An 18,816-nucleotide genomic window follows, 5' to 3' on the forward strand; every position below is an offset into this window, starting at 1 on the left:
AAGGTTCCGAGACATGACGCTGGACGCGGACTGGGCGGAGCGATGGGTGCGCCGCACGGCGGTGGCCGTCGCGGACGCGAAGGACGAGCTCACCGAGCTCGACCGGCAGATCGGCGACGGCGACCACGGCGAGAACATGGATCGCGGGTTCCGGGCCGTGGTGGCGCGGCTCGACGACGCGGCGGCCCAGCCGGCCGGCGCGGACGAGCGGACCGTCGGCGACGTGCTCAAGCTGGTGGCGACGACCCTGATGTCCACGGTGGGTGGCGCGTCCGGCCCGCTGTACGGCACGGCGTACCTGCGCGCGGCGAAGGTCTCGGGCCGGCCGCAGATCGACCCGCCGGCCGTCGTCGCCGTGCTGGAGGCCGCGCTGGAGGGCGTGTCCTCGCGCGGCAAGGCGACGGTGGGGGAGAAGACGATGGTCGACGCCTGGCAGCCTGCGGTCGACGCCGCCGAGGCCGCGGCGCGCGACGGCGGCTCCGAGGTGGACGTCCTGCGCGCGGCGGCCGAGGCGGCCGACAAGGCCGCGACGGCGACGATCCCGATGGTGGCGACCAAGGGGCGGGCGTCCTACCTCGGCGAGCGCAGCGCGGGTCACGAGGACCCCGGTGCGCGGTCCACCGCCCTGGTCCTGGGCGCGGCGCTGGCCGCCGCCCTGTCCGGACCGGCGTCGGCCGACCCCCGCGGCGCGGCATGACGGCGCGGGTCGCGCTCGTCCTGGTCTCGCACTCCGCTGAGCTGGCCCGCGGGGCGGCGGAGCTTGCCGGCCAGATGGCGCCCGACGTGCTGGTCCGCGGCGTGGGCGGTGGCCCCGACGGCGGCCTCGGCACCTCGCTCGACGCGATCCAGGAGACCCTCCAGGAGGTCCTGGCCGCCTTGGCCGAGGCATCCGGTGCCAGTGACGGCGCGCCCGCCCCGGGCGGTGGCGTCGTCGTGCTCGGAGACCTCGGGTCCTCGGTGCTGACGGTCGAGGCGGCGCTGGAGCTGGACGACACCCTGGCCGAGCACGCGGTGCTCGCCCGCGCGCCGTTCGTCGAGGGCGCGGTCGCCGCGGCCGTGACGGCGCACGGCGGGGCCGACCGCGACGCGGTGCTGGCGTCGGCCAACGCGTCGGTCGGGATGTTCGCGGCGATCGGTGCGGCGCAGCCGCCCGAGGCGGGCGAGGCGACGTCGCCCCCGCCGGCCGAGGGATCGCGCACCGTGACCGTCCGCAACCCGCTGGGCCTGCACGCCCGCCCGGCGGCGCTGGTCTCGCGCAAGGTGGCCGAGCTGGGGGCGAGCGTGACCATCGACGGCGTGGACGCGTCCAGCGTGCTCCAGCTCATGGCCCTGGGCGCCACGAAGGGCCGGGAGCTGCGGGTGGAGGCCACCGGCGACGGCGCCGCGGAGGCCGTGCGTACCGTCGCGGAGATGATCGAGTCCGGGTTCGGCGAGGTGTGATCGCGGTCTCATCTTTTTGCAGTTGATGAATTTTTGCGCGGGGTGCAAGAATTGGGGCCATGGCCCCCACCTCGTCGCGCGAGAACGTCGCGCCCGCTGAGCTTGCCGAGCCTGCCGAGCCTGCCGAGTCCGCCGGCCCCGTGCCCGGCCCGGACCTGCGCGACCTCGTTGCCGCGCTGGAGGGCACGCCCGCGGAGCAGGGCCTGCGCGAGCGCAAGAAGCGCGCACGGCGCGCGGCGCTGATCGACGCGGCGCAGAACCTCGTCGCCGAGCACGGCCTCGACGCCGTGACCGTCGAGATGATCAGCGCGGAGGCGAACGTCTCGCCCCGCACCTTCTTCAACTACTTCGAGTCCAAGGACGACGCCGTGCTCGGCGCGGAGGACACCGGCCTGCCGGAGGACGTCATCCGCACGTTCGTCGAGGGCGGCCCGACCGGCCGGCTGCTGTCCGACCTCCAGGTGGTGGTCGCCGCCCTGCTGGCGCCGGCCGGTGAGGCCCACGACCGCGTGATGCGGGCCATGGACCTGATGCAGCAGGAGCCCGCGCTGCTGCGGCGCCACGTGGTCTGGATGGACCGCCACAAGAGCCAGCTCGCCGAGCTCTTCGAGGCCCGCCGCGCGGTCGCCCCGTTCTCCACGGACGCCGAGCTGCTCACGATGCTCGTCCTGCTCATGCTGCGCACCGCGCTCGTCGCCTGGGAGCACGCCGGCTACACCGGCAACCCGGCCGACCACCTGCCCGACGCCGTCGCGCAGCTCATCGACGTCGTCTCGGCCGACCTCGGTTCCTGAACCTCCTCCTCGTCCCGCCTCCCGCTCGCCCTGTCCCCAGAAAGGCACCCTTAATGAGCCACGCCGTCACCACGGCGCCGGACAAGCCGCTGGTTGTCCTCAACCAGCGCACGATCTGGCTGATCTTCGGGGCCCTGATGGCCTCCATGTTCCTGTCCTCCCTGGACCAGACCATCGTCGGCACCGCGATGCCCACCATCGTGGGCGAGCTCAACGGCGTCGAGCACCAGGGCTGGGTCATCACGGCCTACATCCTGGCGATCGCCATCGCGATGCCGCTGTACGGCAAGTTCGGTGACCTCTACGGCCGGCGCTGGCCGTTCCTCGTGGCGGTCGGCCTGTTCGTCGTCGCCTCGCTCGGCGGCGGCATGGCGCAGTCCTTCGAGGCCCTCGTGGCCTGGCGCGCCGTGCAGGGCCTGGGCGGAGGCGGCCTGATGATCCTGTCGCAGGCGATCATCGCCGACATCATCCCGGCGTCCGACCGCGGCAAGTACATGGGCCCGATGGGCGCCCTGTTCGGCATCTCCGCCGTCGCCGGCCCGCTGCTCGGCGGCTGGCTCACCGACGGCCCCGGCTGGCGCTGGACCTTCTGGATCAACGTGCCGATCGGCATCGCCGCCTGGTTCATCGCCTACTTCGCGCTGAAGCTGCCGTCGCACCGCTCGAACCGGCCCACCGACCTGGGCGGCATCCTGACCATGGCACTCGGCACCACCGGCATCGTGCTGCTGACGAGCTGGGAGTCGCTCGGCCACGACGGCTACGACTGGTCCGACCCGACGCTCCTCGCCGTGCTCCTCGGTACGGCGGTGCTGGTCGGCCTGTTCATCTTCATCGAGAACCGCGTGGCGGAGCCGCTCATCCCGCTGCGGCTGTTCAAGAACCGCACCTTCACCATCACCACGCTCATCGGCCTGGTGCTCGGCATGGGCATGTTCTCCGCGATGGCGATGCTCCCGACGTTCCTGCAGATGTCCGCCGGCGCGGGCGTCACGGAGTCCGGGCTGCTGATGCTCCCCATGATGGCCGGCGTGATGCTGACCTCGATCGCCTCCGGGTTCGCGATCTCCAAGACCGGCCGCTACAAGATGTTCCCGGTGGTCGGCCTCGCCGTCACGATCCTCGGCATGATCTGGCTGACCCGCCTCGAGGGCGGCATGTCCCTGTGGCTGTTCGGCGCCATGATCTTCGTGCTCGGCGCCGGCATGGGCCTGATCATGCAGACCATCGTGCTCGCGGTGCAGAACTCGGTGGACCCGCACGAGCTGGGCACCGCGACGTCGTCGAACAACTTCTTCCGGGAGATCGGTGCCGCGGTGGGTACCGCCGCGTTCACCACGGTGTTCACGTCGCGCCTGACGGACAACCTGCAGGGCGTGTTCGAGGGCCTGCCCGAGGGTGCGGCACCCGGGGGCGGCGGCTCCGGCCTGACGCCGCAGCTCGTCGAACAGCTCCCCGAGCCGCTGCGCAGCGGTGTCGTCGACGCGTTCGCCGACGCGCTCGCCCCGGCGTTCTGGTATCTGGTGCCGCTGGTCGCGATCGGCCTCGTGCTGGCCCTCTTCCTCAAGGAGGTCAAGCTGTCCGACCAGGCCGGCATGGTCGCCCGCGGCGAGGCCGTCATGGAGGGCGCGGCCGCCGACGCCGAGCCCGCCGACGCCGTGGCCGCCGTGGGTGCCGCCGAGTCCCGCGACGCCTCCGGTCCGCAGGAGACGGATATCCTGAGGCGGTGAGCAAGGACCAACCCGCCCCCGGCGACCGCATCAAGGCCAAGAAGTCCGCGCTGGTGCAGTTCACGTCCACCACGCTGCTGCTCGAGGTGTTCCTCGTGCTGTTCGCGACCATGGTGGTGTGGGCGCTGCGCGACTCCGAGTTCGGGCGCGGCCCGCTGCGCATCGACTCCGGCGCCGTCATCTGGGTGCTGGGCGGCGTGCTGGTGCTGGTGCTCCTGGTCCTGTCACGGGCCCAGGGCACACCGGCCGGCCGGGCGGCGGGGACCGTCGCCCAGCTGCCCGTGCTCGCCATGGGCTTCCTGGTGCCGATGATGTTCCTGGTCGGTGGCATCTTCGTCGTGCTGTGGATCTACGCGCTGCGCCTCGGCAGCCGCGTGGACCGCGAACGGGCGGAGTACGACGCCGCCCACCCGGAGACGGCACCGAACGTCCCCTGATCCACCGTGTCGGACGCTCAGGTCACCCTGGTGACCTGAGCGTCCGACGCGTTCGGGGCGGGGGCTCGGCCCCGATAGGGTTGGGGCATGACCGACGTCGCAGAGAAGACCCTGCCCACGGAGGCCTCGACGCAGCCCGTGGCCGAGCGCACCCTCGTCCTCGTGAAGCCCGACGGCGTCCGCCGCGGCCTGTCCGGCGAGGTACTGCGCCGCATCGAGACCAAGGGCTACACCCTGCGTGCCGTGGAGCTCAAGCACGCCACGACCGAGCTGCTGGCCGCCCACTACGCCGAGCACGAGGGCAAGCCGTTCTACGCCCCCCTGGTCGAGTTCATGATGTCGGGCCCGGTCCTGGCCGTCGTGGCCGAGGGGCAGGGCGTCATCCCGGGCTTCCGCTCGCTGGCCGGCGCCACCAACCCGACCGACGCCGCCCCCGGCACCATCCGTGGTGACCTGGGCCGCGACTGGGGCACCAAGGTGCAGCAGAACCTGGTGCACGGTTCCGACTCCGCCGAGTCGGCGGCCCGCGAGATCGCCCTCTGGTTCCCCGAGCTGGGCTGACCCGCCCCGCCCCGTACGTTCCGCCGAAGCGGCACCCCACCGAAGGACCCGGGTGCCGCTTCGGCGTATCCCTGCCGTATCTCCGACGTTCAGCCCCTCTTCACCGTTAGGCTCACCGAGTGCATCTCAAGACGCTCACGCTCCGGGGATTCAAGTCCTTCGCGTCGGCGACCACCCTCGAGCTCGAGCCCGGCATCACCTGTGTGGTGGGCCCGAACGGCTCCGGCAAGTCCAACGTGGTCGACGCGCTCTCCTGGGTCATGGGCGAGCAGGGCGCCAAGTCGCTGCGCGGCGGCAAGATGGACGACGTCATCTTCGCCGGCACGTCCGGCCGCGCGCCCCTGGGCCGTGCCGAGGTGGCGCTGACGATCGACAACACCGACGGCGCGCTGCCGATCGACTACACCGAGGTCACGATCTCCCGCACGCTGTTCCGCAGCGGCGGTTCCGAGTACGCGATCAACGGCAGCAGCTGCCGCCTGCTGGACATCCAGGAGCTCCTGAGCGACTCCGGCATCGGCCGCGAGATGCACGTCGTGGTGGGGCAGGGCCAGCTCGACGCCGTGCTGCGCGCGACGCCGGAGGAGCGTCGCGGCTTCATCGAGGAGGCCGCCGGCGTCCTCAAGCACCGCAAGCGCAAGGAGAAGGCGCTCCGCAAGCTCGACGCGATGCAGGGCAACCTCGCCCGCCTCGGCGACCTGACCGCGGAGCTGCGCCGCCAGCTCGGCCCGCTGGGCCGGCAGGCCGAGGCGGCCCGCAAGGCGCAGACCGTGCAGCGCGACCTGCGTGACGCGAAGTCCCGCCTGCTCGCCGACGACCTGGCCCAGCTCACCGCGCAGCTCGAGCAGGAGAGTGCGGACGAGCGCTCGCTCAAGCGGCGGCAGGCCGAGACCGAGGAGGCGCTGACCGAGGCGCGCGGCCTGCTGGCCCGCCTCGAGGCGGCGACGTCGGCGGAGTCTCAGCAGGTCAGCCAGGCCGGCGACACCGTCTTCGCGCTGTCCCAGACCCGGGAGCGGCTGCGCAGCCTGCAGTCCCTGGCGGGGGAGCGCGCCCGCCTGCTCGGCACCGCCGAGCCCGCCCACCAGGGCCAGGATCCCGACGACCTGGAGGCGCAGGCCGCTCGCTCGCGCGCGAGCGAGGAGGAGCTGGCCACCGAGGTCGCCATCGCGCGCGAGACCGTCGAGTCCGCCGTCGACGTGCGGGCCGAGGCCGAGGCTGCCGCACAGGCCGCCGAGCGCTCGCACGCCGCACTGCTGCGCGCAGCGGCCGACCGGCGTGAGGGGCTGGCGCGCCTCGCGGGCCAGGTCGCCGCCCGCCGCAGCCGCGTCGAGGCCGCGCAGTCCGAGCTAGACCGCCTGCGCGACGCCCTGCTGGAGGCCGAGCAGCGGGTCGAGGAGTCCTCCCGTGAGCTGTCCGCCCTGGAGATCGAGGTCGGCGGCGTCGAGGGCGGCGAGGAGGGGCTCGACGTGGCCCACGAGGCGGCGTCCGAGGTGCTGGAGCTGGCCAAGGCCGAGGTGCGGCACCTGCAGGAGCAGGTGACGACGGCGCAGCGCGACCGCAGCGCCGCGGCCGCGAAGGTCGAGGCGCTGGAGCTGAGCCTGGACCGCAAGGACGGCGCCGGCACGCTCCTGGCCGCCGACCAGGCGGGCGTCCTGGGCTCGGTGGCGGCGCTGCTCGGCATCGAGGCGGGCTTCGAGGACGCCGTCGCCGCCGCGCTCGGCCCCGTGGCCGACGCCGTGGCCGTGGCCGGCGTCGACGAGGCCGTCGACGCGCTGCGCCTGCTGCGCGACGAGGACGCCGGGCGGGCCAGCCTGGTCGTGGGCTCGGAGCGGACGGCGTCGTCCGTCCCCCGTCCGCAGGTCGACCTGCCTGCCGGCGCCCGCTGGGCCACGGACGTGGTCCAGGTGGCCGGACCCGCGTCGGCGGCCCTGCTGACGATCCTGCACGACGTGGTGGTCGTGGACGACCTCGCCCGCGCCCGTGCGCTCGTACGGGACCAGCCCGTCGTGGCCGTGACCCGCGCCGGCGACCTGCTGGGTGCCACCCGGGCCTGGGGCGGCTCGGCCGCCGCGCCCAGCGTGCTGCACCTGCAGTCGGCGCTGGACGAGGCCAAGGCCGCGCGCGACGAGGCGGCCGCCCGCGAGACGGACGGCACGGCCCACCTGGAGCGCGCGCGGACCGAGCGCGCGGCCGCCCAGGAACGCTACGACGACACGCTCGCCCGCCTCGGCGAGGCCGACGCCGCGCGCGCCGCCGCGGCCGAGCAGCTCGGCTCGCTGGGCGCCGCCGCCCGCGCCGCCCGCGCCGAGGCCGACCGGCACCGGGCCGCGCTGGACCAGGCGCAGTCCCGCCGCGCCGAGGACGAGATGGAGCTCGAGGCGCTCGTCGAGCGCATGACGATCGCGGAGGAGGAGCCCGCCGACGACGAGGGCTCGGTCGACGAGCTGCAGGCGGAACGGGACGAGGCCGCCGCTGCCGCCTCGGCCGCCCGTGCCCGCGAGACCGAGGCCCGGCTGGCGCTGCGCACCGCCGAGGAGCGCGCGCGGGCCGTCTCGGGTCGCGCGCAGGCGCTGGCGGCCGCCGCCGAGCAGGAGCGCGAGGCCCGCGCCCGCGCCGCCGAGCGCGAGGAGCTGCGCCGCCAGGACGCGGCGCGCGCCGTGCTGGTGCAGCAGGCCGTCGCGGTGGCGCTGGAGGCCATCGCGCGCTCGCTGGACCGGGCCGCCGCCGACAAGGCTGCCGCCGAGGAGGCGCGGGCTGCCGGGTCCGAGCAGCTCGTGGCCGTGCGCGGCAGCGTGGAGTCGCTGACCGCCGAGCTGCGCGAGCTCACCGACGTCGCGCACCGCGACGAGGTGGCGCGCGCGCAGCAGCTGCTGCGCCTGGAGCAGCTCCAGACGCGCGCGAGCGAGGAGCTGGGCACCGACCCCGAGGTGCTGATGGAGGAGTTCGGCCCGCACCAGCTCGTTCCCGTCTACGAGGGCGACGTGGCGGTGCGCGGGCGCAAGCGGCGCGCGGTGGTCGAGCGCGACGAGGAGGGCAACCCGATCCGGTACGAGGGCGACCCCACGCTGCCTCGCGGCGCGGCTGCCCGCGAGGACGCCCTGATCGCCCGGACGCGCGCCCTGCACGAGGCCGGGCTCCGGCCCGACGACCCCGCGGCCACCGCGGTGATCGTCGCGGCGGCCGGCGCCGAGCCGCAGGAGGCCCCGGCCGAGGACGAGGCGGCCGAGGTCCCGGTCGACGACGTGCCCGGCCCGCCGAAGCCCGACCGGATGGTTCCTTACGTGCGTGAGGAGCAGGAGGCCCGGCTGGCCAAGGCCGAGCGCGCGCTGTCGCGCATCGGTGCCGTCAACCCGCTGGCGCTGGAGGAGTTCGCGGCGCTGGAGGAGCGGCACCAGTTCCTGGTGGATCAGCTCGCCGACCTGAAGAAGTCGCGCGAGGACCTGCTCCAGATCGTCGACGACATCGACGAGCGCGTGCAGCAGGTGTTCGCCGAGGCGTTCCAGGACACGGCGGCCAAGTTCCTGGAGATCTTCCCGCGGCTCTTCCCGGGCGGCGAGGGCAAGCTCACGCTCACCGATCCCGGCAACCTGCTCACGACCGGTATCGAGGTCGAGGCCCGGCCCGCGGGCAAGAAGGTCAAGCGGCTCTCGCTGCTCTCCGGCGGGGAGCGCTCGCTGGCGGCGGTCGCGTTCCTCGTGTCGATCTTCAAGGCGCGGCCCAGCCCGTTCTACATCATGGACGAGGTCGAGGCGGCGCTGGACGACGTGAACCTCGGCCGCCTCATCGAGATCTTCAAGGAGTTGCAGAAGGACAGCCAGCTCATCGTGATCACCCACCAGAAGCGCACCATGGAGGTGGCCGACGCCCTCTACGGCGTCACCATGCGGGGTGACGGCGTCACGACGCTGATCAGCCAGCGCATGGGCGACCGCGAGGCCGTCACCGCTTCATAGCGGTCACCGCCCTCATAGAGGGTGATTTTTCGCACGTCGCCGCCGGGAACGCCCAGGTCTGCGTTATTTCTCCTGGCGAAAGACTCGTCGGCTAGCGGCGTGTCGCACGCTTCTGCGCGGCGGGACGCGACAGGACACGACACAATAGGGCTCATGTGGTGGTCGGTCATTCTGCTCGTGGTGTGCCTGGTGCTGGCCGTTGGGGTCTTCGTCGTCGCCAGTCAGATGGACGCGCCCTCGAGCAGCACCACCGAGGAGTTCTCGTTCCTCCAGTGGTTCCGATCCGGACTGGCCCGCCTGCGCGGTGACGACCAGCGGCGTCGGGACGGCCGGCGGCACGGCGCGTCCGCCGTCGCCACGCACGCCGTCGGGGCCCCGTCCGTCTGGGTCGGCAAGCCGCGCGTCGTCCGGCCGGACACCTCGCCCGTGGACATGGGCATGTCCGAGTTCTTCGCCGCGACGGTCGAGTCCAAGCCGGGCTACGTCGACGCCGAGGAGCTGACCGACGTCCTGGGCCGCGCGCGGGAGCAGGCCCAGAAGACACTGCACGTGCCGCTGGGCACCGTGCCGCTCAAGCCCGCCAACTTCGTGCCCGGCCAGCTCCGCGCCGTCCGCCCGGTGCGGTCGGTGGAGAAGGTCACGCCGCAGAACCTGCCGCAGCAGAAGGCCGCGCAGGAGCCGCCGGCTGCGGACGCGGGGCCGGCCCAGGCCGCGAGCTAGGCGACTGCCGGGCCTCAGAGCCCGGCCCGGGCACTCAGCCCTGCACGGTGTGGTGGGGCACGATCACGGGCGTGCCCGTACGCGGGTCCGTCAGGACCGACGCCTCGACGGAGAACACCTCGCGCAGCAGCCCCGGCGTCACCACCTCGCCGGGCGCACCCTCCGCGACGACCTCGCCGTCGCGCATCGCCACGATGTGGTGCGCGTACCGGCAGGCGAGGTTGAGGTCGTGCAGCACCATGACGACGGTCCGGCCGTGGTCCCGGTTGAGCATCGCGACCAGCTCCAGGACGTCGAGCTGGTGGGCCATGTCGAGGTACGTGGTGGGCTCGTCCAGCAGGAGCAGGTCGGTCTCCTGGGCCACGGCCATCGCGATCCACGCCCGCTGCCGCTGCCCGCCGGACAGCTCGTCGACGTCGCGCGCCGCGAGCTCCGCGGTGCCCGTGGCGCGCAGCGCGCCCTCGACGGCCTCGGTGTCGCCCTCGCCCCACTGGTGCCACCAGCTCTGGTGCGGGTGGCGGCCGCGGGAGACGAGGTCCCGCACGGTGATCCCCTCGGGCGGCACGGGGGACTGGGGCAGCATGCCCAGGACGCGCGCCACCTCCCGGGTGGGGCGCTCCGCGATCGCCCTGCCGTCCAGCAGCACCGTGCCGCTCGTGGGCGGCATCAGGCGGGCGAGGCCGCGCAGCAGGGTGGACTTGCCGCACGCGTTGGGCCCCACGATGACGGTGACCTGCTGGTCCGGGACGTCGAGCGACAGCTCGCGCACGACGGTCCGGTCGCCGTAGCCCAGCGTGACGGCGTCCGCACGCAGGCGGGCCACGGACGTGGCGGTGGTGGACATCAGGGGGTCCCTCTCGTCGAGCTGCGGCGCTGGAGCAGGTACAGCAGGTAGGGCGCGCCGACCAGGCCGGTCAGGACGCCGACGGGGAGCTGGGCGGGCAGCGCCGTGCGCGCCACGGTGTCCGCGACCAGTACGAGGAGCGCGCCGGCGGCCCCCGCCAGGACGGGCGGGATGTCGGGGACGCCGGCGACCCGGCGGGCCACCTGCCCCGCCACCAGGGCGACGAAGGCGACGGGTCCCGCGGCCGAGGTGGCGAGCGCCGCGAGGCACACCGCGATCACCAGCAGGGCGCCGCGGGCACGGCCCGGGCGCACGCCCCAGCCGGCCACCACCTCGTCCTCGAACAGCAGCGCACGGTTGGTGCGGGCCAGCACGAGGGCGGCGGGCAGCAGCACGGCCAGGCCGACCAGGACGGGCGTCGCCTCGCCCCAGCTGCGCGCGTTGAGGCTGCCGGTGAGCCAGGCAGCCGAGCGCTGCGCGTCGTAGACGTCGATGCGCGTCAGCAGGAACTGGGTCAGGGCCGTGAGCGCCGCGGACAGGGCGATGCCGACCAGGAGGATGCGGCGGCCCCGCAGGGCACCGTCACGGCCGAGCAGCGCGATCAGTCCTGCCGCGGCGAGGCCGCCCGCGAGGGCGGCGACCGGGATCGGCACGACACCGACCGGACCGCCCAGGGAACCGACGGCGATGACGGCCACCACCGCGACCGAGGCGCCCGCGCTGATGCCCAGGACGTCGGGGCTGGCCAGCGGGTTACGCAGCACGCTCTGGCTCAGCCCGCCGGCCACGCCGAACGCGGTGCCGACGGCCAGGGCGAGGACCACGCGGGGGAGCCGGACCTCGTGCACGGCGTAGACCGTGTTCTCCGGCCCCAGGCCGCGCAGCGCCTGCCACAGGGCGGCGGGCGCCGTGGCCTGTTCGCCCAGGCTCAGGGCGAGCGCGGACACGAGCACCACGAGCACCAGGGCCCCGAGCACGGCGCCGACGACCCGGCCTCGCGGACGGGGGCGGGGCAGCAGCCGGCGCGCGGCGCCGCTCCGGGCGCCGGCGTGGGCGTCGGTGGCGGTCATCGGGCCCGCTCCTTCGAGCGTCGCGTCAGCCAGATGAAGAAGGGCGTGCCGAGCAGCGCCGTGACCACGCCCACCTGGACCTCGGCCGGGCGGGCGACGAGCCGGCCGACGACGTCGGCGGTGACCAGGAGCAGCGGTCCCAGCACCGCCGAGAGCGCGAGCACGCGCCGCACGTCGGTGCCGACCAGGACCCGCGCGACGTGCGGGATCACCAGGCCGACGAACGCGATCGGGCCGGCCAGCGCCACCGCCGTACCCGAGAGCAGCACCACGGCGACCCCGGCCAGCAGGCGGGTGCGGACGACGGGGACGCCGAGCGCGGCGGCGGTGTCGTCGCCGAGGGCGAGCGCGTTGAGCGACCCGGAGACGACCACCGCGAGGACCGCCCCGACCACGGCCGGCACGAGGGCCGGCAGCAGGACGGCGGGGTCCGGCAGGTTCAGCGCGCCGACGACCCAGAACCGGTACTGGTCCATGGTCGAGGCACTGAGCAGCACCGTCGCCGAGACGGCGGCACCCAGGAAGGCCGTCATGGCCATCCCGGCCAGCGTCATGTTCACGGGTGTGAGTCCCTCGGGCGACCGGCTCGCGAACAGGTACACGGCCGCCGTCGCCAGCGCCGCGCCCGTCAGGGCGAGCAGGACGCGGGGCGTGCCCGCGCCCAGACCGAGGAACACGCTGCCCGCGACCACCGCGATGGCGCCGCCGGCGGAGATCCCGAGCAGCCCCGGGTCGGCCAGCGGGTTGCGCGTGACCGCCTGCGCGAGCACCCCGGCCACGCCGAGGGCGACGCCCACGAGCAGGCCGAGGAGGGTCCGGGGCAGCCGCAGCTCCCAGATGACGGTCGCGGCCACGCCGTCGTGGCCCAGCAGCCCCGCGAGGGTCTCGGCCGGTGACAGGACGCGGGCGCCGACCGTGATGCCGGCCAGCGCCGCGACGACGAGCAGCACGAGCGCGGTCAGCAGGACCGCGGTGACCGCGGTCCCGCTGCGCGCCGTGGTCCGGGACGTCCTCACCGCTCGTCGGCGGCGATGGTCTCCAGGTCGTCGAGCACGAGCTCGGCCCCCGTCACGCCCAGACCCAGGTACCACGTGTCGTCCGCCACCTCGCGGACGACGCCCTCGTTCGCGACCGCGGGCACCTGGTCCCACAGCGGGCCGTCGACGACGGCCGCCTGCTCGGTGGCGTCGGGCTGGCCGTAGGTGCCCCAGAGCAGCCAGTCGCCCTCGGCCAGCGTGATCTCCTCCGCGGAGATCTCGACGGCGAGGTCGGCGATGTCCTCGGTCTCGGGCCGGGGCAGCCCGGCGTCGGCCAGGATGATGCCGACGAACGAGTCGTTGGCGTACAGGCGGATCTGCCCGGCCATGAAGCGCAGCATGGAGACGGTCGGGGCCTCGCCGCCGTTCGCCTCCACGACCTCGGCGCCGACCTCGCCTGCCCGCTCCTCGTAGGCGTCCAGCAGCTCCTGGGCGAGCTCCTCCTCGCCCACGGCCGCGGCGTTGAGCAGGAAGTTCTCCTTCCACAGCACGCCGGGGCGCGGCGCCAGGACGGTCGGCGCGATGTCCTGCAGCTTGGCCTTGAGGCCGTCGTCGTCGATCCGCAGCGACGTACCGAGGATCAGGTCGGGCTCGAGGTTCTTGATCTGCTCGAGGTCCAGGGCGTCGTAGGCGCCGAGGTCGACGGCGTCACCGACGTCCAGGTAGTCGGGCGCCATCTCGGCGTCCGCGGGGTGGGCGATGCCGACCGGCTCGATGCCGAGGGAGACCATGTTGTCGAGCTCGCCGGTGTCGAGCACGATCACGCGCTCCGGCTTGGCGGGGATCTCGGTCTCGCCGACCTCCTCGTTGGCCACCAGGTTGCGCACGGTGCGCGGGAACTCGCCCGGCGCGGCGTCGGTGCCGAGCCGGCCCGCGAGCTCGCGGACGTCGTCGAACCCTTCCTGGCCGGTGGCGACGTTGGACTTGTTGTCGCCGGTGCCGGCGTCGGCGGTGCCGCCGCAGCCGGTGAGCAGGGCGGCACCCACCAGGAGGGCGGCGACGGAGGCGGAGACTGCGCGGGGCATTGTTGTTCCTCAGGGTTCTCGGACGAAGGATGCTGCACGGCCGCGGGTCGCAGGCGGCGCGGTCGTCGCGCTCGGGCTCTCGGCGAGGTCACACTACACGCGGAGATTAGGGGACCCTAACTCCGTCGGGTGACGCAGCCGACACCGAGCGGGCTCCCACGGCGGGGCCGGCGGGATGGAAGAATCTGGGGCGTGAACGAGCTTCCCTGGATCGAGATCATCTCCGCCGTCGTCGTCCTCGCGGGTGGTGGCGGCCTCGCCGGCGTCCTCGTGGCCCGCCGGCGGAGGCGCACCGAGGACCAGGGCGACGCCTCGTCGACGGCCGGGACGACGACGGCGCCGTCCGCCACCGCAGAACGGGAGACGGCCGAGCCCGCCACCGCAGAACCGGACACGGCCGGGCCCGCGACCGCCGAGCCGGCGGCAACCGCCGCGCCCGTGCTGGAACGTCCCGCTCCCACGGCCGGCCGCCTGGTGCGCCTGCGCGACCGCCTGGCCCGGTCGGGCTCGCCGCTGGGCGCCCGTCTGCTGTCCGTCCTGTCGCGGGACTCCCTCACGGAGGACGACTGGGACGAGATCGAGGAGGAGCTCCTCCTGGCCGACGTCGGCGCCGGCCCCACCACCGAGCTGCTCGACGCCCTGCGCACCAGGGTCCGCGTGCTGGGCGTGCGCGAGCCCGCCGCCGTGCGCGACCTGCTGCGCGCCGAGCTCGTGGCGCTGCTGCAGCCGGAGCTGGACCGCACCCTGCACACCGACCCGCGCACGGCCGAGGACGGTACGCACCTGCCCGCCGTCACCCTCGTGGTGGGTGTGAACGGCACGGGCAAGACGACGACGGTCGGCAAGCTCGCCCGGGTGCTGGTGGCGGACGGCCGCAGCGTCGTGCTCGGGGCCGCCGACACCTTCCGTGCGGCGGCGGCGGACCAGCTCACCACCTGGGGCAACCGGGTGGGCGTGCCGACGGTTCGCTCCGACCGGGAGGGCGCGGACCCGGCGTCCGTCGCGTTCGAGGCCGTCGCGCGCGGGCGCGACGAGAAGACCGACGTCGTGCTCGTGGACACCGCGGGCCGCCTGCAGAACAAGGCCGGCCTGATGGACGAGCTCGGCAAGATCGTGCGCGTGGCCAGCAAGGTCGCCGCGCCCAGCGAGGTGCTGCTCGTGCTGGACGCGACCACCGGCCAGAACGGCCTGTCGCAGGCCCGGGTCTTCGCGGAGGTCGCCGGCGTGACCGGCATCGTGCTGACCAAGCTCGACGGGACCGCCAAGGGCGGCATCGTGGTGCAGGTCCAGCGGGAGCTCGGCGTGCCGGTCAAGCTCATCGGCCTCGGCGAGGGTCCGGACGACCTGGCGCCGTTCGACGTCGAGGAGTTCGTGGACGGCATCCTGGGCTGACTTCCGGTCAGGAATGCCTCTTCTAATGGCACGCCAATGGTCGGCGTCCACCATGTGAGAAGTGCATGTAAGCGTCACGTTACGAGCGCATGGCAGGCAAATAACCGGCCGATCACGGTTGGGTCGAAAAATTCGCCCAACCGGTACTCGAAATAAGACGTTTACACGCTCCCCGGCTGCGTCACGCATCCGTAACCTCGATGCGGGCCCCGCGTAACGGCTGCCCGCGACGGTAGTCGCGGTGGGCCGAGTCACCAGGACCGGTCCGGGGAGAGAGGCATTTTCCGCGATGGAATTCGAGCTCGATACGGGCAACACCGCCTGGCTGATCACCGCCTCCTCGCTCGTGCTGCTGATGACGCCGGGTCTGGCGTTCTTCTACGGCGGCATGGTGCGGGGCAAGAGTGTCCTCAACATGATGATGATGAGCTTCGCCTCGATGGGTGTCGCCGGGCTCATCTGGGTCGTCTACGGCTACGGCCTGGCCTTCGGCCCCGACATCGCCGGCTTCATCGGCAACCCGGCCGGACTGGTCGGCCTCACGATCGACAACGCCGCCAGCCCCACGACGGCTATGGGCATCCCCGGCCTCGTGTTCGCCGGCTTCCAGGCCACGTTCGCCATCATCACGGTGGCCCTCATCTCCGGCGCGATCGCCGACCGCGTCAAGTTCGGCACCTGGATCGTCTTCAGCGCCATCTGGGTCACCGTCGTCTACGCCCCGCTGGCCCACTGGGTCTGGGGCGGCGGAATGTTCGGCGCCGACGGCTGGCTCGCCTCGGCCCTCTCGCTGCCCATCGACTTCGCCGGTGGCACCGTGGTCCACATCAACGCGGGTGCCGCGGCCCTGGCCCTGGCCCTCGTGATCGGCAAGCGCAAGGGCTTCGGCACCGAGGCCATGCGTCCCCACAACCTGCCGTTCGTCATGCTGGGCGCGGCACTCCTGTGGTTCGGCTGGTTCGGCTTCAACGCGGGTTCCGAGCTCGCCGCCGACGGCACCGCCGGCCGCGCCTGGGTTAACACGCTGGTCGCCACCAGCGTCGCGATGCTCGCCTGGATGGTCACCGAGAAGTTCCGTGACGGCGCCGCCACCTCGCTGGGTGCCGCCTCCGGTGTCGTGGCCGGTCTGGTCGCCATCACCCCGGCCGCCGGCACGGTGGACTCCTGGGGCGCCATCGTCATCGGCCTCGTCGCCGGTGTCCTGTGCTCCCTCGCGGTGGGCCTCAAGTACAAGTTCGGCTACGACGACTCGCTCGACGTCGTCGGCGTGCACCTGGTCGGTGGCCTCGTCGGCACCATCCTGATCGGCTTCTTCGCGACGAACGGCCGCTACGACTCCTTCTACTTCGAGGGTTCGCTGAACGGCCTCTTCTACGGTGGCGGCGTCACGCAGCTGCTCACGCAGATCGTCGCCGCACTGGTCGCCGTCGTCTACAGCTTCGTGCTCACCTACATCATCGGCCTGGCGCTCAAGGCCACCCTGGGCTGGCGCGTCTCCGAGGAGGCCGAGGTCAGCGGCATCGACCTCGCGGTCCACGGCGAGACCGCGTACGAGAACTCCGGCTCCACCATCACCGAGGTGCGCTGACCGTACTACGGTCCAGCTACCCGACTGCTTAGGAGGCAGCGCATGAAGCTTGTCACGGGTGTCATCCAGCCCCACCGCCTCGACGACGTGAAGACGGCGTTGGAGGGTGCCGGGGTGCGCGGTATGACCGTGAGCGAGGCCAGCGGCTACGGCCGACAGAAGGGCCACACCGAGGTCTACCGTGGTGCGGAGTACACCGTGGACCTGGTCCCGAAGGTCCGCGTCGAGGTGCTCGTCTCGGACGAGGACGTCGCCGCGGTGACCGAGGCGATCGTGGGCGCGGCCCAGACCGGCAAGATCGGCGACGGCAAGGTGTGGGTCGTCCCGGTCGAGGACGTGGCCCGCGTGCGTACCGGCGAGCACGGCGACGCCGCGCTCTGATCCCGGGGGCTCTCGACACAGCATGACAACTGACCCGGTGCCCGAGGGCACCCGGGAGCAGGCGGAGGCCCCGCACCCCCCAGCCGGGGTGCGGGGCCTCCGCGACGAGCTCCTCAAGATCGCCACGGACCTCACGGGCCCCGGCCGCTCCGGCCTGGCCCGGCGGTCCGCCGTCGGGCAGCGGGTCACCGAACGCCTCGGTGACCTGTTCGCGGAGGCGACGAAGGACGTCGACCCGTCCGGCATCGCACTGGCGGCCGTCGGCAGCCTCGGTCGCGGGGAGCTCGGCCCGCTCAGCGACCTCGACCTCGTGCTCGTGCACGACGGGCGCACCCACAACGCCGACGAGCTGCGGCAGGTGGCCGAACGACTCTGGTACCCGCTCTGGGACTCGGGCGTGGACCTCGACCACGCCGTGCGGTCCCTGAGCCAGTCCCGTCAGGTCGCGGCCAGCGACCTCCCCGCGGTGATCGGCTGGCTCAGCGTGCGCGCGGTGGCCGGCGACGCCGTCGTCGTGCACCGCGCGGCCTCGGCCGTGCTGACCGACTGGCGGGCCGCCGCGCGGCGCCGCCTGCCCGAGCTCATCACCTCCACCCGCGACCGCGCGCAGCGCGCGGGAGAGCTGGCCTACCTCATCGAGCCGGACCTCAAGGAGGCCCGCGGCGGCATGCGGGACGCGATCCTGCTCTCCGCGCTGGCCGCCACCTGGCTCACCGACCGCCCGCACGGCGCGGTGGACGCCGCCTACACGCACCTCCTCGACGTGCGCGACACCCTCCAGGTGGTCACCCGGCGCCGCACCAGCCGCCTGCTGCTGGCCGACCTCGAGGACGTCGCGGAGCGCACCGGGTACGACGACGGCGACGAGCTCCTGGCCGGCCTCGCCGAGTCGGGCCGCGTGATCTCCTACGCGCTCGACACCACCATCCGGCACGCCCGGCAGGCCCTGTCGCGCCCCGTGGGCGTGGGCAAGCCGATCATGGTCCGCGGACGGCGCACGCCGCCCCGGCTGCGCTCCGTCGGCGACGGCCTCGTGGAGCACGACGGCGAGCTCGTGCTCGGCGTCGGCACCCGCCCGGCGTCGGACGCGCTGCTGCCCCTGCGGGCCGCCGCCACGGCGGCCCGGACCGGCCTCGTGCTCTCGCCCGTGACCATCCGCAGCCTGGAGCAGTCCCCGCCCCTGCCCGAGCCGTGGCCGCCCGCCGCGCGCGAGAGCCTGCTGACCCTGCTGTCGGCCGGGCCGGCCCAGGTGCCGGTCTGGGAGGCGCTCGACCTCGCCGGCGTCGTCACCTCCTGGATCCCCGAGTGGGCCGACGTGCGCAACCGGCCCCAGCGTGCCGCCATCCACCGGCACACGGTGGACCGCCACCTCGTCGAGACGGCCGCCGTGGCGTCCCGGCTGCGGCGCCGGCTGCCCGACACCCCCAACGGTGCCGGGCAGAGCTCCGGCGACCTGCTGCTGCTCTCCGCCCTGCTGCACGACATCGGCAAGGTGCGCGGCGCGGCCGACCACTCCGTCGAGGGCGCCCGCCTGGTCCCCGGCATCCTGACCCGCGCGGGCTTCGCGCCCGACGTGGTCGACGACGTGACGCGGCTGGTGCGCCACCACCTCACGCTGGCCGACCTGGCCACCCGGGCCGATCCCGACGACCCCGACACGCTCAGCACGCTGCTGGAGGCAGTGGACCACCGGCGGGACCTGCTCGACGTGCTGCGCTCGCTGACCGAGGCGGACACGACGTCGCTGGGGCCCAAGGCGTGGACGGGCTGGCGCGCGCAGCTCGTGGACGGGCTGACCGAGCGGGCGCGTCTCGCGCTGCGCCGATGAACCCGTGACCGTCCGA

General features: G+C 73.8%; 16 protein-coding genes. 12 read left to right on the plus strand and 4 right to left on the minus strand.

The window, feature by feature from the left end:
* Nucleotides 1-13: 13 nt before the first annotated feature.
* From dhaL to ACH47X_RS02105, 8 genes are all read left to right on the plus strand, one after another.
* Entirely contained in the window at nt 14-697 is a 684-nt protein-coding gene (gene dhaL, locus ACH47X_RS02070; RefSeq protein ID WP_142033627.1) for a dihydroxyacetone kinase subunit DhaL, read from the plus strand.
* On the plus strand, nt 694-1,440 hold the full coding sequence (locus ACH47X_RS02075) for an HPr family phosphocarrier protein (RefSeq protein WP_397400932.1): 747 nt from the start codon (nt 694-696) through the stop codon (nt 1,438-1,440). The genes dhaL and ACH47X_RS02075 overlap by 4 nt, the downstream gene beginning before the upstream one ends.
* 59 nt (nt 1,441-1,499) lie before the next feature.
* Complete coding sequence (locus ACH47X_RS02080; RefSeq protein ID WP_397400934.1) at nt 1,500-2,234, plus strand: TetR/AcrR family transcriptional regulator; 735 nt, start codon at nt 1,500-1,502, stop codon at nt 2,232-2,234.
* Between the two features lie 53 nt (nt 2,235-2,287).
* Nucleotides 2,288-3,964 carry an MDR family MFS transporter gene (locus ACH47X_RS02085; protein ID WP_397400936.1) on the plus strand — a complete coding sequence of 559 codons (1,677 nt, stop codon included), beginning with the start codon at nt 2,288-2,290 and terminating at the stop codon, nt 3,962-3,964.
* Nucleotides 3,961-4,401: a DUF4233 domain-containing protein gene (locus ACH47X_RS02090; protein ID WP_142033631.1), complete on the plus strand. Its 441-nt coding sequence runs from the start codon at nt 3,961-3,963 to the stop codon at nt 4,399-4,401. Before ACH47X_RS02085 ends, ACH47X_RS02090 begins: the two co-directional genes overlap by 4 nt.
* A gap of 87 nt (nt 4,402-4,488) precedes the next feature.
* A complete protein-coding gene (ndk, locus tag ACH47X_RS02095) occupies nt 4,489-4,962 on the plus strand; it encodes a nucleoside-diphosphate kinase (RefSeq protein ID WP_051432958.1) in 474 nt (157 codons plus the stop codon).
* A gap of 119 nt (nt 4,963-5,081) precedes the next feature.
* Complete coding sequence (gene smc / locus ACH47X_RS02100) at nt 5,082-8,915, plus strand: chromosome segregation protein SMC (RefSeq protein WP_397400939.1); 3,834 nt, start codon at nt 5,082-5,084, stop codon at nt 8,913-8,915.
* Between the two features lie 153 nt (nt 8,916-9,068).
* A complete protein-coding gene (locus ACH47X_RS02105; RefSeq protein ID WP_397400941.1) occupies nt 9,069-9,635 on the plus strand; it encodes a hypothetical protein in 567 nt (188 codons plus the stop codon).
* Between the two features lie 34 nt (nt 9,636-9,669).
* On the opposite strand, the gene ACH47X_RS02110 is transcribed toward ACH47X_RS02105, so the two are convergent.
* Genes ACH47X_RS02110 through ACH47X_RS02125 form a run of 4 tightly spaced genes read right to left on the minus strand, consistent with a single transcriptional unit; the run spans nt 9,670 to nt 13,611 of the window.
* The gene (locus ACH47X_RS02110; RefSeq protein ID WP_397400943.1) at nt 9,670-10,479 is read right to left on the minus strand and encodes an ABC transporter ATP-binding protein; all 810 of its coding nucleotides are present in this window, start codon (nt 10,477-10,479) and stop codon (nt 9,670-9,672) included.
* Nucleotides 10,479-11,549 (minus strand): FecCD family ABC transporter permease, encoded by a 1,071-nt coding sequence (locus ACH47X_RS02115; protein WP_397400945.1) that lies wholly within the window; start codon nt 11,547-11,549, stop codon nt 10,479-10,481. Before ACH47X_RS02115 ends, ACH47X_RS02110 begins: the two co-directional genes overlap by 1 nt.
* Entirely contained in the window at nt 11,546-12,565 is a 1,020-nt protein-coding gene (locus tag ACH47X_RS02120) for a FecCD family ABC transporter permease (protein WP_397400947.1), read from the minus strand. The genes ACH47X_RS02115 and ACH47X_RS02120 overlap by 4 nt, the downstream gene beginning before the upstream one ends.
* Nucleotides 12,562-13,611, minus strand: coding sequence for an ABC transporter substrate-binding protein (locus tag ACH47X_RS02125; protein WP_397400948.1), 1,050 nt, complete (start codon nt 13,609-13,611; stop codon nt 12,562-12,564). Before ACH47X_RS02125 ends, ACH47X_RS02120 begins: the two co-directional genes overlap by 4 nt.
* Nucleotides 13,612-13,803: 192 nt before the next feature.
* Here ACH47X_RS02125 and ftsY point away from each other — a divergent pair, with 192 nt between their 5' ends.
* The 4 genes from ftsY (at nt 13,804) to ACH47X_RS02145 (ending at nt 18,800) form a co-directional block, all read left to right on the plus strand.
* Complete coding sequence (gene ftsY, locus ACH47X_RS02130) at nt 13,804-15,003, plus strand: signal recognition particle-docking protein FtsY (RefSeq protein ID WP_397400950.1); 1,200 nt, start codon at nt 13,804-13,806, stop codon at nt 15,001-15,003.
* 289 nt (nt 15,004-15,292) lie between these two features.
* Nucleotides 15,293-16,591: an ammonium transporter gene (locus ACH47X_RS02135; protein WP_397400952.1), complete on the plus strand. Its 1,299-nt coding sequence runs from the start codon at nt 15,293-15,295 to the stop codon at nt 16,589-16,591.
* A gap of 42 nt (nt 16,592-16,633) precedes the next feature.
* Nucleotides 16,634-16,972, plus strand: coding sequence for a P-II family nitrogen regulator (locus ACH47X_RS02140; protein WP_020016869.1), 339 nt, complete (start codon nt 16,634-16,636; stop codon nt 16,970-16,972).
* Nucleotides 16,973-16,994: 22 nt separating this feature from the next.
* The gene (locus ACH47X_RS02145; protein WP_397400954.1) at nt 16,995-18,800 is read left to right on the plus strand and encodes a [protein-PII] uridylyltransferase family protein; all 1,806 of its coding nucleotides are present in this window, start codon (nt 16,995-16,997) and stop codon (nt 18,798-18,800) included.
* Nucleotides 18,801-18,816 lie beyond the last annotated feature (16 nt).

This window comes from Promicromonospora kroppenstedtii, assembly GCF_044389675.1.
GTDB lineage: Bacteria > Actinomycetota > Actinomycetes > Actinomycetales > Cellulomonadaceae > Promicromonospora > Promicromonospora kroppenstedtii.